Origin of the sequence: Pseudomonas sp. CC6-YY-74 (genome assembly GCF_002025205.1) — a bacterium.
Lineage (GTDB): Bacteria > Pseudomonadota > Gammaproteobacteria > Pseudomonadales > Pseudomonadaceae > Aquipseudomonas > Aquipseudomonas paeninsulae.
Genome location: NZ_CP019947.1, coordinates 99,293 through 112,434 on the forward strand (window position 1 = coordinate 99,293; position 13,142 = coordinate 112,434).

The 13,142-nt window shown below is 52.9% G+C and carries 14 protein-coding genes and 1 pseudogene; 4 read left to right on the forward strand and 11 right to left on the reverse strand.

The genetic code is table 11. The features are described 5' to 3' along the window. Positions 1-20: 20 nt before the first annotated feature. On the reverse strand, positions 21-233 hold the full coding sequence (locus B2D37_RS00515) for a hypothetical protein (RefSeq protein ID WP_079204854.1): 213 nt from the start codon (positions 231-233) through the stop codon (positions 21-23). 368 nt (positions 234-601) lie between these two features. Here B2D37_RS00515 and B2D37_RS00520 point away from each other — a divergent pair. After that, a pseudogene (locus B2D37_RS00520) lies at positions 602-712 on the forward strand (SDR family oxidoreductase); the annotation flags it as partial. A gap of 56 nt (positions 713-768) precedes the next feature. Here the strand turns inward: B2D37_RS00520 and B2D37_RS00525 are convergent. Next, a complete protein-coding gene (locus B2D37_RS00525; RefSeq protein ID WP_079200891.1) occupies positions 769-1,332 on the reverse strand; it encodes a tetratricopeptide repeat protein in 564 nt (187 codons plus the stop codon). Positions 1,333-1,848: 516 nt separating this feature from the next. Here B2D37_RS00525 and B2D37_RS00530 point away from each other — a divergent pair. Beyond that, positions 1,849-2,979 (forward strand): M14-type cytosolic carboxypeptidase, encoded by a 1,131-nt coding sequence (locus tag B2D37_RS00530; protein ID WP_079200892.1) that lies wholly within the window; start codon positions 1,849-1,851, stop codon positions 2,977-2,979. Positions 2,980-3,194: 215 nt separating this feature from the next. Here B2D37_RS00530 and B2D37_RS00535 read toward each other — a convergent pair whose 3' ends face one another. The 4 genes from B2D37_RS00535 to B2D37_RS00550 all read right to left on the reverse strand — a co-directional run bounded on the left by B2D37_RS00535 (position 3,195) and on the right by B2D37_RS00550 (position 5,537). Further along, positions 3,195-3,626, reverse strand: coding sequence for a hypothetical protein (locus tag B2D37_RS00535; protein ID WP_256573130.1), 432 nt, complete (start codon positions 3,624-3,626; stop codon positions 3,195-3,197). Positions 3,627-4,030: 404 nt separating this feature from the next. Beyond that, the gene (locus B2D37_RS00540; RefSeq protein WP_079200893.1) at positions 4,031-4,483 is read right to left on the reverse strand and encodes a DUF302 domain-containing protein; all 453 of its coding nucleotides are present in this window, start codon (positions 4,481-4,483) and stop codon (positions 4,031-4,033) included. 136 nt (positions 4,484-4,619) lie between these two features. Then, on the reverse strand, positions 4,620-4,838 hold the full coding sequence (locus tag B2D37_RS00545; RefSeq protein ID WP_079200894.1) for a DUF6500 family protein: 219 nt from the start codon (positions 4,836-4,838) through the stop codon (positions 4,620-4,622). A gap of 177 nt (positions 4,839-5,015) precedes the next feature. Continuing rightward, positions 5,016-5,537: a GNAT family N-acetyltransferase gene (locus B2D37_RS00550; protein ID WP_218190356.1), complete on the reverse strand. Its 522-nt coding sequence runs from the start codon at positions 5,535-5,537 to the stop codon at positions 5,016-5,018. Between the two features lie 512 nt (positions 5,538-6,049). On the opposite strand from B2D37_RS00550, the gene B2D37_RS00555 reads away from it, so the two are divergent. Further along, on the forward strand, positions 6,050-7,075 hold the full coding sequence (locus B2D37_RS00555; protein WP_079200895.1) for an IS110 family transposase: 1,026 nt from the start codon (positions 6,050-6,052) through the stop codon (positions 7,073-7,075). 1,237 nt (positions 7,076-8,312) lie between these two features. Here B2D37_RS00555 and B2D37_RS00560 read toward each other — a convergent pair. The 5 genes from B2D37_RS00560 to B2D37_RS22950 form a co-directional block, all read right to left on the reverse strand. Then, entirely contained in the window at positions 8,313-9,419 is a 1,107-nt protein-coding gene (locus B2D37_RS00560) for an LPO_1073/Vpar_1526 family protein (protein ID WP_079200896.1), read from the reverse strand. Further along, positions 9,409-9,594 carry a hypothetical protein gene (locus B2D37_RS00565; RefSeq protein ID WP_079200897.1) on the reverse strand — a complete coding sequence of 62 codons (186 nt, stop codon included), beginning with the start codon at positions 9,592-9,594 and terminating at the stop codon, positions 9,409-9,411. Before B2D37_RS00565 ends, B2D37_RS00560 begins: the two co-directional genes overlap by 11 nt. A gap of 92 nt (positions 9,595-9,686) precedes the next feature. Then, the gene (locus B2D37_RS22940; protein WP_154067011.1) at positions 9,687-10,112 is read right to left on the reverse strand and encodes a hypothetical protein; all 426 of its coding nucleotides are present in this window, start codon (positions 10,110-10,112) and stop codon (positions 9,687-9,689) included. 82 nt (positions 10,113-10,194) lie between these two features. Beyond that, positions 10,195-10,848, reverse strand: coding sequence for a hypothetical protein (locus B2D37_RS22945; protein WP_154067012.1), 654 nt, complete (start codon positions 10,846-10,848; stop codon positions 10,195-10,197). Between the two features lie 85 nt (positions 10,849-10,933). Next, positions 10,934-11,317: a hypothetical protein gene (locus B2D37_RS22950; protein ID WP_154067013.1), complete on the reverse strand. Its 384-nt coding sequence runs from the start codon at positions 11,315-11,317 to the stop codon at positions 10,934-10,936. A 475-nt stretch (positions 11,318-11,792) separates the two neighbouring features. Here B2D37_RS22950 and B2D37_RS00575 point away from each other — a divergent pair, with 475 nt between their 5' ends. Further along, positions 11,793-12,758, forward strand: a complete 966-nt coding sequence (locus B2D37_RS00575) for an integron integrase (RefSeq protein WP_079200899.1) — start codon at positions 11,793-11,795, stop codon at positions 12,756-12,758. The last annotated feature ends 384 nt before the right edge of the window (positions 12,759-13,142 follow it).

The following is a 13,142-nucleotide window of genomic DNA, read 5'->3' on the forward strand; positions in this document are numbered from 1 at the left end:
ATACGTTCTGCAGAGGGCAGTCAGCCGCTGTGCTCGTCGTGTTTGGCTTGCAGGTCTTTCTCGATCTTTTCGATTTCTTTTTCAAATGCTTGGTCAAGAAGGTTGGCCTTCTTGCGCCAGGGCTTGCGCTCGGGTTCCGGTTGAGCGGCGTAAGTAATGATTTCTCCGCCTTGTACATCCTTGTAACGCTGCGCCTGGCGCTCGAGTTCGGCGCGCAGTTCGTCTTTCGTCACGTGATTACCCATGGTGTTGAAGAGTAGTGTGATGACAACGTAAGGCAATGGCCTTACTGCTGCGGTCATCAATCGGGTGGCTGTGGCAATGGCAGATGCAGCGGTCGAACAGGCCTGAATATGTTTGCCTGAGGCTGAGTTTTATTGGAAAACAGCCACCTGGCTTAATCAAGCAGGTGCTCTTAAATTATCCATTGCGTACAGTTGAATACAATTATGGTCAATGCCGTTTAAAAGTCTAGGGGGGTTAAGTAGTACTGGCGAGGCGATTGATCATTAACTGTTTCATCTGACAGTGAATAAGACCGTTCTGTTCAATGCAGTGCTCGATAGTGCATCAGGCAGGTGTTCAACTGTGACTGAGCGGTCGCTACGGTCGCGCCGAAGAGATCGCCGCATTCGTCGCCTACTTGGCCGGGCCTGAAGCGGGTTATGTCACCGGTGCCAGTCTGACTATCGACGGTGGCTTTGCCGCCTAAGGCAACTGAGCATGAACGCCCTGTGGCTCATACCCACAAGGCGTTCTGGTCGGGGCTCAAGGTGTGGGCAATGTCGTCAGCGCCGTGCAGCTGACCTCATAGTTCTGCTTGCAGGCGCTTTGGAACAACCGGCGAGCCTGGTTGGCATCGCGCGGTACGCCTTGTTGGCCCTTGAGGTAGAGGTTGCCGAGAATATGCTGGGCCATCGGGTTGCCGCCGGCGGCCGACTGGTTGAGGTACTTGAGCATGCCCTGCGGGTTGGCGAAGTCGGGATTGTCGCGGCCGGTATACAGATAGGCCAGGCTGACCGCGGCCATGGCGTGGCCCTTGTCGGCGGCCTGCTTCCACCAGTACTCGGCTAGCTTGAGGTCTTTCTCTGGCTTGCCGACGAAGTAGAAACTACCCAACTGGAACTGACTGTCGAGGTCGCCGCGATTGGCTTGGCTGCGCAGCTTCGCCAGAGTGGCCGCTGCGTCCTCAACCGGTGATGCGCCGGCTACGGCTGATCCCGTCTGCGGCGCACTGATGGTCTCCGCTTGCTGGTTGGCGCAACCGCCCAGCAGCAGGGTTGCGCAGAGGAGTGCCGGGAGTGTCGTGCGAAGCCATTGATGAGCGTTCATGGTCTGTCACTTCTTCTGGAGTGGATGCGGGTGACTGCGTCCGTCTGTTTATAAAAGGACAATGCTATGAAAGAGCAATGGTTTGAAAAGACAATGTCCTGACTGCCTAGGCTCGCTGCCTATGGCCGCCCCGGTCGCCGGCCAGCGCCACGCTCCGGCTGGCGCAAACTAGAAGACCCCGCCAAGGTCAGCAAGTTGCTCGGCACTTAGTTTCATCGCTGCGCGGAGTTCGAGCCTGCGCATGCTTCAGGGTAGGCCGGCAGCTTGCTGTTGTCGTGCGCCGCGTGCTCCACACGGATTAAGGGCGGACCTCTACCCTGATCTGCGGCGTGCCGCGCCGATCCGGCGCGATGTATTTCTGCCGCGCATCAGGCCGGCCAGTGCTTGCCTGACGCGCGGACATGCCCAGGACCGGCAATGCATCTCTGTTTGTCGCCTCTGGCGTTTCTTCCGGCGGGCAGACCTGCGATTCTTGCGGGCAAAGGTGCAGCGCACCATCAGGCCCGCGAGGTATCCATGAACATCAGCTGCAATTTCGACAGTGGCAATATCGAGGTGCTCGACGCCAGCAATCCGCAGCAGGTGCTGCTGGCCATGCGTCCTGATCTCAACAGCTATCACTTCCAGTGGTTCCACTTCAAAGTCGACGGCCTGACCCCGGGCCAGCGCTACGGCTTCAGCCTGACCAACGCGGGCGAGTCCGCCTACAGTCATGCCTGGACCGGCTACAACGCCGTTGCTTCTTACGACCATATCAACTGGTTCCGCGTGCCCAGCCGTTTCGAGGAGGGCGCGCTCAACTTCGCCATCGAACCGAGCGAGGCGCAGATCTGGTTCGCCTACTTCGAGCCCTACAGCCGCGCGCGGCATGACGGGCTGATCGAGCAGGCGCTGAACCAGGCCGGTGCCGAACTGTTCGCCTGCGGCAAGAGCATCGAGGGCCGCGATATCCCGTTGCTGCGGGTCAGCCGCAACCCGCAGGCTCCGCGCAAGATCTGGATCATCGCCCAGCAGCATCCGGGCGAGCACATGGCCGAATGGTTCATGGAAGGCCTGATCGAGCGTCTGCAGAACCGCGACGACGCCGAACTGAATGCCCTGCTGCAACAGGCCGACCTCTACCTGGTACCGAACATGAACCCGGATGGCGCCTTCCGTGGCCACCTGCGTACCAATGCCGCCGGCAAGGACCTCAACCGCGCCTGGCAATCGGCCAGCGAAGCGGAGAGTCCCGAGGTGTTCTTTGTCCAGCAGCAGATGCGCAGCGTCGGCGTCGATCTGTTCCTCGACATCCATGGCGACGAGGAAATCCCCCACGTATTCACCGCTGGCTGTGAAGGCAACCCCGGCTACAGTCCGCGCCTGGAAAAACTGGAGGAGGAATTCCGCAGCCGTCTGATTGCCCTCGGCGCCGAGTTCCAGACCGCGTTCGGCTACAAGCGCGATGCCCCCGGCCAAGCCAATACCACCCTGGCCTGCAACGCGGTCGGCCTGGAATTCGACTGCCTGTCCTTCACCATCGAAATGCCCTTCAAAGACCACGACGACAGTCCCAATCCGCTTACCGGCTGGGACGGCAAGCGCTCGATGAAGTTGGGCCAGGATGTGCTCAGTGTTGCGGCGGCGATGGTGGCGGCGTTGCGCTAGGCAAGGCAAGGCAAGCCTTGCTGGCGTCCGGCTGTGGTGTGGAGGCCAGACGGTTGTCTGGCTGATCCTCGGCGCGGACGCCCAGCGAGCAGGGTCCACCTGCGTGTCTGGCGCTGCATTGCTGGTCAGGGCAAGCAGGGGCTGCCGCGGCATCTGCGCGCCGCACGCGATTGGCGTTAGCTAGCCCATTGCCAACCTGAGGCGAATGCGCCGAGTCAGACCCCGCTCGCGATGAGCGCGGCGATGTACAGAGCAGTTGCCAGGAGGATGCCGCGGTAAGGCGTGCTGAACCAGTAGCGCTTGCCGAGAAAGGCGTAGCCACACAGCAGCACAAGGCCAACGCCCAAGAGGTATGGCGAGGCAAACAATAGGGGACCATGCACGAGAGCAAGGTAGGCATAGACCGAACCAAACAGCAGAGCACCGAAGCTATGGCTGGCATTGAAGCCAACCCAGGCCTTCCACATGCTGGTTTCGCGGGTGATCTTCGGTGAAGTCTCATGCATGCGGGCCATCAGCGCCTCGTCCCGCGGTTGCAAGGAGCTACCCGCGAAGGTGAGCAGCAGATGCACCGCGCCCAGGGCGAAGATAACCAGCGCGCTCGCAGTCACCAGATACTGGGCCAGGGTAAGCGCTATTGCTGACAAGGCGAACTCCTCAAAAGACTATCCAGCGGTTTATCTGAGCGGCAGCATGAGGCGGCAGGCTGGAACAGGCCGGCTCGATGGCAAGCATGGGCTGTCGGTTCTGCATGCACAGGCATCAGCCATCGCTTGGCCGCTGGTTGGCGACCGCCACGGGCATTACTCAATGCTCAAGAACTCGATCCAGCGCACTCCTGTGGCAATCTCGTCGCGCAACTCCGGTTGGTGGGCGGCTGCTCGGGGTGTCTGACGGCGCGCTGATGTAATTGAGGTCAATTGCTTGCGGCGTGCCCCGCAGCCTTGTTCAGTAGGTTCCAGTTGGACGTAAAAACCATTCCACCGCTTGGCCCTTTGCGTCGAACGCATCGAACCCAGCGGGGGCAGACCACGCATAAAGAGCGGTCGCGCTACTTGGCAGTTGCCGCTTCGGCCAGGCCACTCAGGGCTTTACCAATGTTTTCGATCGCGGGGCACTGAGCCGTTGCATGACGCTGACCAAGGTAGGCCGGATCGTTGTAACCAAGCCAGACCTGAGCGTTGGCGTCTTCCCAGAACAGTGCCTTCAACGGCAGGTCGATTGCGACCGTTTGGGAGCACTGTATGAACGGCGTGCCAGCCTTTGGGTTGCCGAAGATGAGCAGCTCTGTCGGACGCAGCGATTTGCCAACCTTCGCCGCGCCGGCAGCGTGATCGATGCGCGCGAAAACGGTCAGGCCACGCTGCTTGGCGAGCGCCTCAAATTTGTCGGCGGTGTTTTTGACTGAATACGGGCTCTTGACTTGGATTAGACCGTCCGCTGCTGCGCAGAGTGTTGAGATGCTCGCGAGCAGTACGGCGGCGACGACCTGCACAATTTTCATAATCGAGACTCCTTGGCGATACACGAAGGGTTCAGTATGACGCCAAACGATTGGCTCAGGGGCGGGCTTTAGTCAGTCCCGAGTGAGCGCAGCGAGCGACTTGAGTCGCTTGTAATGCGGTGCGTTATATGCGGATTTATTGGATGGCCTCAATCATTGCCTTGATTTTTTCGGACTTTTCAAAGTGATCAAGTTTGTGAGTCATGATCCACCATTCTGCTGCTTCCATTAATAATTCTGGTTCATCATTTTTATTGGCGAAAAAAGCATAGAAGGAAAGGCCAACATTTTGCCCTTTGGTGCTTATTTTTTTGTTGCATACTTCAATAATCTTTCTTCTTAAGCTTGCTCTCATTTACCTTGTCTCTCCAAAGTCATGGAATGCTAGCTGGCCAAAGTTTCATGGCGGCCTGTTAACAAGCCAAATATAGTTGGCTAAAATAGGAGTGAAGTGACAAAAGTAAACTGTACTCTATATTTGTTGGGCAGCTTGTTATCCGCAACAGCACAATAAGTAAGCTGGGTAAGAATTTTAGCTTGTCAATTCGAAACGTAAATTCCCCTCATGAGTTCCTGCACCTTCAAAGCCACTAGACGTTAATACATTGATAGAGGCTATATTCTCCGCTGACGTGTGAGCGATAATTTTACTTACATTATCAAACGATAAGGCGTGAGTGGCTAATAGGTTAACCATTTCAGTTGCATAACCACGGCGCTGCCATTCGGGTAATATTGAGTAACCAATCTCGACAACGCCATTAATGTCTGGTGGGCCAAAATAACCGCCGGCACCAACTAGTGCTCTAGCACCTTCTGCATTGTCTATGTTTACTGCATACCAACCGTACCAGCCTTGCGCAGCTTCTCCACCGCTTTCGAAACATGAAAGAAAAAACTCCATCGCATCTCGATCATATTCTCCCGATGGCCAATTCACGGAGACAACTGCATTTAATTTTTCAGCAAGTAACTCTGGCGTTTCAAGCTCGATGCGAATATGTTCTGCCGATGAAGAAATCATCTCGATTCGCCCTGATTTATTATTCTGCATTTTACTCCAATGCTCGGTTTGTAGCGTCAAACGATTAGGTTAAGGGGTGGACTTTAGTCCGTCCCAGTTAGCGAAGCGAACGATTTGAACCATTTGTTAGAGCATTTGGCGCGTTCACAATTGAGGCTCTGCCTACAAATTACTTAAGTGCCAGTATAGAAACATAGAGCGCTAGTAAAGCTATCGCGGTCCCCCAGACCCATTGCCAATTTCTTAGGTAAAACCCCGTCAGCACTCGAGCAACTTTTGCCGTCCAGTGATACTCGGTATAAATGCGAGGAGAAATCCATACAGAGCTGTTCGGGTCATTTTCGAACTCTTCTATCTGTGTTTTTCCGTTAAACCAGCGAGTGAAAATATTTATCATGAGTCGTTGCTCTAACGTTTGGTTAAGGGGCGGGCTTTAGCCCGTCCCAGTGAGCGAAGCGAACGGTTTGAATGCTGTAATGGACTTTCCCCGCGCCACCGTTCTATACCGAGAGTGGTGGTGACTGATCATTGGGAGAGGCGTTATGAAGCGAATTGCGGTTGATCTGGCCAAGTCCGTTTACCAAGTTGCCGAGAGTGTCCGTTCCGGCCAGGTGGTGCAGCGTAAGCGGCTGAACCGAGAGGCGTTTAGGCAATATATACAGGAGCAAGCCGAGCCGGTCGAGTGGGTGATGGAGGCCTGTGGCACAGCCCATTACTGGGGGCGGGTGGCGCAGGCGCAGGGGCATCGGGTGAGATTGATCCATCCGCGCTATGTTCGGCCCTATCGTCGACGTAACAAAACCGACCGCAACGACTGCGATGCCATGCTGGAGGCCGCGCGCTGCAAGGATATTCATCCGGTGCCGGTGAAAACCCATGAGCAACAACAGTTACAGCAACTGCACGGGCTACGCGAAACCTGGAAGAAGAGTCGCACCCAGCGGATCAACTTGTTGCGCGGCATCCTGCGCGAGGCGGGCATCGAAGCTCCAGCCTCCACCGCCGCGTTTATCCGTGCCGCCCATGAGCTGGTTGAACGCCCAGAGATCGCGCCCTTGAGCCATCAACTGCATATCGTCCTGGCGGAAATCAACCTGCACGAACAGTGCATGGCCGAGTGCGAGCAGCAACTCAAACGCTGGCATGCCGACGATGATGTCGTGCGCAAACTCGATGAAGTCAGCGGTATTGGCCTGCTGACCGCCAGCGCCCTGAAAACCGCAGTCGGCAAGCCCGAGCGCTTTGCCAATGGTCGCCAGCTCAGCGCCTGGCTGGGCATGACGCCGCGCGAATTCAGCAGTGGCGATCGGCGCAAACTGGGCCACATCAGCCGGCAAGGCAATGTATACGTGCGCACCCTGTTGATCCACGGTTCGCGAGCGGCCTTGCTGGCGGCGCAGCGCTGTCAGGCCCGTACACCCGAGAAAATGACCCAGTTACAGCGCTGGGCAGTCGAGACGGCGGCACGAATTGGCCACAATAAAGCGGCCGTTGCCCTGGCCAATAAACTGGTGCGGATCTGCTGGGCGGTGTGGTGCCATGAGCGCCGTTTTAACGGTAACTGGTAAAGCACAAAGCCCGCCTGACGGCGGGGGTAATCAGTAAGGTGTGATGGTTTTCTTGTGGTTGTGGTGAGCAGCAGCACTGTCGGAACAGGCGAGTCCTGCAGCGGAACAAGGCCGATAACAACGCTGATCGATCGTGATCGATTGAACGCTTGGCCCCCGCTGCGCGAACTACAGAATGGCCAGGGCGAAAAGCCCAAGACAAGGCCGGATATACGAATGCAACCGCGCTGACGACAGGGCTAGAAAAGCTACTTCTCACTACTTGTGGGGAGAGTCCATATACCACTTGTTAGGAGGCCTGTTTGCCGAACCTTGATATGTACAAAAGATGCATTGTGACAATTATTGGGCCTAAGAATATAGTAAAAAATAGATAGTTCTCTGTGCTAGTTAATAAGCCGAAACTACAAGCAGTGAGCCCAAGTAAAATCCCAAACCATTGTATTGGCCGCCCAGGCCAGTTTCTTTCTTTGCTGTATGCATAGCGCGCTAAGCGGGCTAATGAAATTACGCCCCACGTTCCGAAAACTGTAATAATTGATGCTATTGGAAGATCACTGCTACTTAATGGAGAAAAAAGTAAAGCAGTCAAAGATGCGGGTAAGAAAAATATTCCCAAGGCAAGAAGAGCTATCGCCGGCCCACAAAGAATAATTAGCTCTATGGATAATATGGTGCGATTCAACGTGGCATCCTAACGCCTTGAGTTAAGCCGACCCGCGAAGCGGGTTCGGCTTGAATGATTGGTTAGGCCGCACTTCTAGTGCCATATTGAAACAATAGCGCGGCTGCCAGTGTCATTGTAATGGCCAGATGCGCATACACCGCAGGATAGTCGCCGATGCTAGGAACTGAGTCAGACCATCGCACGCTCCGCGGCGTTACTCGAACTTGGCGAAAAACGTACCAGTTGGCTGCACCAATAGCGCCCATGACTAGGAAAATGCGGAGCTTGGTGCTGAATGGATCTGCCGATGGAGGTACGCCAATGACTAGCGATAAGCAGAGTAAGTTGACCGTGTAGAGGGCAGAAGAAAAAAGGCACGCTCGAAACGGATCAGGATCCCTCCCCGGGGCGAGTCTGTGATTCCACTCCACCATCTGTCGAGCGTAGCGTCGGTACATTTCTAAGTGAGCCTCGACGCTAGTTGTCGGCCTAACGTTTGGTTAAGGGGCGGGCTTTAGCCCGTCCCAGCGAGCGATTTGAACCAGTTGTTATACATCAGTCGCTGATACTCTAATCTAGAGGTGGTAGATTTCTATCACACCTTTGAGCATTAGAGTGTGCTAGCACCTTACCCACAGACGTGACGGTAAAGCTAGTGGCGATGTTATCCCACCATTCCATAAGAGTTTTTAAGTTCGACCTTTTGTCCCATTCACTCAAGAATGATTTTACGTTATTTTGCCTTATATTTTCGTCCTTAGAGTAAAGCTCATATATGGAGTGGATTGCTTGCTTCTGTTCTTCAGGAAGATCTTGTTGAATGGTGGTTAATTTTCCGTCATGAATCATTGGAGTAGTTAGCGAAAGTTCATCAATGCTGTTTTTGCTGCGAACGCAAAGCCTAACGTAGTCGCTATTAAGGGCGTGCTCAATTAATATGTTGATTGATAGGTTGTGGCTCTTTAGTATGTCAATGGCTTTGTTATGATCCGCCGAGTTCTTTTCAATGCCTACATCAACATAACCTGGTAATTTCTCAGGATAATACTGGCCTATCTTTTTTAAGCTCCCAAAATTAATTAAGCGTACTGCATCCAATATGTCTAAGTGGTCAAGCCAGTCCTGCCCAATTGGAAGATCCATATAGAGTATTTTCCCAAATAGATCATTTAAAACATCCAGTCCTTGATGAATATCTCCGCTTGTGGGAAGAAAGCTGTCTAATGCATGTCTTACAGTCAAGCCTAGTAGGGCATCATCAGAAACTTTATCTACAATCTCTACCGCAAGACTAATGCCTGCGCGCGCGATCCGATTCTCACCTTTTTGGAATCTATGTATTAGCAGTTCAGATAAAAGATCATAATCTACTGGCCTTTCAGTAGAAGCCGCAGCTTTTTGAGCTTCTACAAGAAGCAACTGGAAGCTAGGATCTGCAAATGCTTCCAATGCGCCTTCAACCTGAGTGATTTTAGACATTAGTCTGTTTTCGAACTCAGTAACTCTATAATTTGCAATATTAAGAGCTTCTTGACTGTAATCATTCCTCAGCTGCAAAATCATTTCTTGGTAGATTTCTCTCGCGCGCTTTTCATCAATTCCAACATGCACTACCATTTGCTGAGCTTGAATATTGGTTGAGCTATCTCCGCCTTTTTGATTTTGGCTATTTATCATCTTTATTGCCGCCTAATTTTAAACTCCCACCAATTTGTATGTTTGTTGAGTTGTCACCACTCTTCTGAGTTTGTTTATTTCTTCGGCTGGAAATTAACCAGCCAATTATTGCAAGTGGAATTGCAATGGCGATTCCACTAAAGAGCCACTCTTTGTTTTTTAAAATCCATTCCATATGCATGCTCTTTGGCTATGATGTATAACGTTTGGTTAAGGGGCGGGCTTTAGCCCGTCCCAGTGAGCGAAGCGAGCGGTTTGAACCAGTTGTTAAATGACAAGTTCACAGATAGCCCTGGTGTCATCAATGTACTTCAAGCCATTGTATGTTCTTGATGTGCCGCTATGTACCGCGATTGCCGTAACGGGCATGGCTAAGCGATTTTTTGTTAAGAACGCTTTGAATTCGGCCATGATGCTCTCGCTTGGTTTTGAAACGCCGAACCAGAAATCATACCAATTGCCATTGTGAAAGACTGAAAAGGATTCTGAGCCGTTAAAAAGACCTTTTAGAACAGTGCCGTCAGAAAAAATAAAATTCGCTAATTCGATTTCAATAATATGCTCAGAAAAGCCGGGGTGAGTGTCAGGAATGACGAATTCAAAGCTGTCATAGCCCTCTTCGTCGTTATGGTATACACACCAACGATTATTCTCTAGATCAGTAACTGTTAGTTCTTCTATGCGTTTTGGCACGGAGCAAGCCATTGTCATTTAACGTTTGGTTAAGGGGCGGGCTTTAGCCCGTCCCAGTGAGCGCAGCGAGCGATTTGAACCACTAGTTATGTTCGTTTGGCTCGGTAGTGGCGAAAACAGTATGTTTTCCAAAAAACTCCATGCCCCAGATGCTTGAACCGTCATCGTTAATCACATATTTATATGCAAAGGTTCCATCGTTTAAAAGGTTAGGAGCAAGTGAGTTCATTAGATTTATAAATGCGGTCGCTAGGTTGTGAGAGAGCCCAGTTGTGGGTATTACGTGAATGACTGACGAGCTGTCCAGTATCGTATTTGTTTCACGCCAGTACAGGCCCTTGACCATTCTTTTAATGACGTTCTGATAAGCCTTTGACTCAAAAGTTACTGCCACTACTGGCTCTAAAATCCCGGAGCCACGATTTACATACATGTCTCTTTTGGTGGAGAAAATTTGACGTGCGAGTCTTTTGTTAAATCCAATAGTTTTACCCAGCGAATTAATTATATCTTTGCCGTTGCTCCGGAATTCGCCAGTGCTAAGGCCAATTATTATTTTGAACTCCTCATCGTCCACTCCGGCAGGATTGTTACACTCCTTGCAAGCGGGAACTTTATGCAATTCCAAGTTTTCTGGTCTGGGTTTTGGATAAATGTTTTCGGGTGGCAGGTGATCACCTTTTCTAGTTGAAACCCCCTGACCGCAGAGCACGCATGTTTTTCCTTCATGACTCATTGATGCCCCCGAAGAACTTAACGTTTGGTTAAGGGGCAGGCTTTAGCCTGTCCCAGTGAGCGTAGCGAACGATTTGAACCACTTGTTAGCCATTGCTGGGGATTACACGGAGATTAAGCTGTTCATAGTTGCCGTGCTCTTCAAGCTCCGGCTCGACCGAATAATAAAACTTTTTACCGCAAGAAATAACTTCCAGCTGCCACGATGAAATTTTTTGCTTGTGTGACGTTACGTGCTCACCAAAACCTTTAATGACAGTTGAGTCATCAATGCTTACGGATACTAATTGATCGGTATGAAAGTATTCTTCATCGGAACGTTGATTACTGTCGACTGGGTTTAATGTCAGCCGAAGAATAGCTTTGTCGTCAGCGATCTCTGATTCGTATTTTTCAGCTCCAATGCTATGCCCAGTGCTTGGGTGCTGGATATAAATGCTTGAACGACCTTTCCGAAGGCTACGAATCATTGTGGCTCCATGTGTGAGGGCTAACGTTTTGGTTAAGGGGCGGGCTTTAGCCCGTCCCAGCGAGCGCAGCGAGCGATTTGAACCAATTGTTAGACGCTCGGATGTACGCATAATTTAAAGCACCGCCTTCCCTGCTTGTAACGCGTTACGCGGTGAACCTAGCGAAACACGATAAATTTAATGTTTGCAATGCTGCTGACTATATGCGGATTTGCCTGTGCGCCGATAGTGGCGGCGGACGTTCAGAAAGGCAAATTTCGAAAACTTTTAAACCCGTAAGCAATGGAGCGATGTTACTGATGTACGCGGTGCAAAAAACCTTTAAGCGAAATACGGTTTGCTAACTATAAATAGACACCAAATGGTGTGATAACGCTTTACGGGCGTGGTGGATAACATTCCTTGTCCTCTCGTCGATCCCTGTCTAGGCTGGGCGTTGTAGCGGTTGGATGACCGCATAAGGGAGTTATACACCATGGACGGAAAGCCCCGGTTGCTCGATCAAGTGCGCGAGCAGATTCGCCTGAAACACTACTCGATTCGGACCGAGCGCGTCTATTGCGAGTGGGTCAGGCGCTTCATACGTTTTCATCGCTATCGCCACCCTCTCGAGATGGGGGCGGCTGAAGTCGAGGCTTTCCTATCTGATCTCGCGGTAGGCAGAAATGTGTCCGCTTCCACGCAGAATCAGGCGTTGGCTGCTCTGTTGTTTCTCTACAAGCAGGTGCTCAAGCTGGATCTGCCGTGGCTCGGGGAAATCGTCCGGGCGAAGAAGCCTGTGCGTTTACCAGTGGTGCTAAGCATCGCCGAGGTTCGTCAGGTGTTGGCAGGGCTCAAGGGCGAGCTTTGGCTGGTTGGCAGTCTGCTGTATGGCTCGGGCATGCGCTTGATGGAGGTTATGCGTTTGCGGGTCAAAGACGTGGATTTTGCCCGCCAGGAAATTGTGATCCGTGATGGCAAGGGCATGAAGGACAGGGTCACAGTGCTGCCGCAACGCTTGATCCTGCCGTTGCAACGGCACTTGGCTGTGGTGCGGGCCATCCATCAGGCTGAGATCCAGGTCGGACGTGGCGATGTGTATTTGCCCTTTGCCCTCGAGCGGAAATACCCGAAGGCTCCGTTGGAGTGGGCCTGGCAGTACGTTTTCCCGGCTGGCGGTCTGTCGCGAGATCCGCGCAGTGGCAAGATGCGCCGCCATCACCTTGACGAGAAGCGGGTGCAGCGCGCCTTCAAGGCGGCGGTCAAGGAGGCCGGTATTACCAAGCTGGCCACCCCGCACACGCTGCGGCACTGCTTTGCCACCCACCTGCTGGAAAGTGGTCAGGATATCCGTACGGTGCAAGAGTTACTGGGGCACGCCGATGTCAAGACCACCATGATTTATACCCATGTGCTGAATCGTGGAGGGCTGGCGGTGCTGAGCCCGCTCGATCGGACATGAGCGTTTGTGAAAAAACTCCCTTGCCGTGACTACTTCGCGACGGCGCTCGATATTTTCACAACCTCCTGGTGGTACCCAGGCGCATAAGCAGCAGTTGTCGACGCAGATCGTCCGCGCCCTGGTCGCGCGGCTGCCCAGCGTGGAGGCGATTTCCCTGGATGTACGGGATATCGAGCGGGAGGTTTTCAGTAACAAACGCAGTTGTCTGGCGGGTGGTTGTGTGAGCTGGCATTGCGCATCGCTGCGCCGGGGTTGGATGAGTCGCACAGCAGGACTGCGGTTATGCCCGTCAAGCATCGAGGCGATGCCTGGGTGCGCGATAGGCGCGCCACCTATCCCTTTGGCAGTCGGCTGGGTTTCATCCGCGAATAGGCAGGAGCGTAG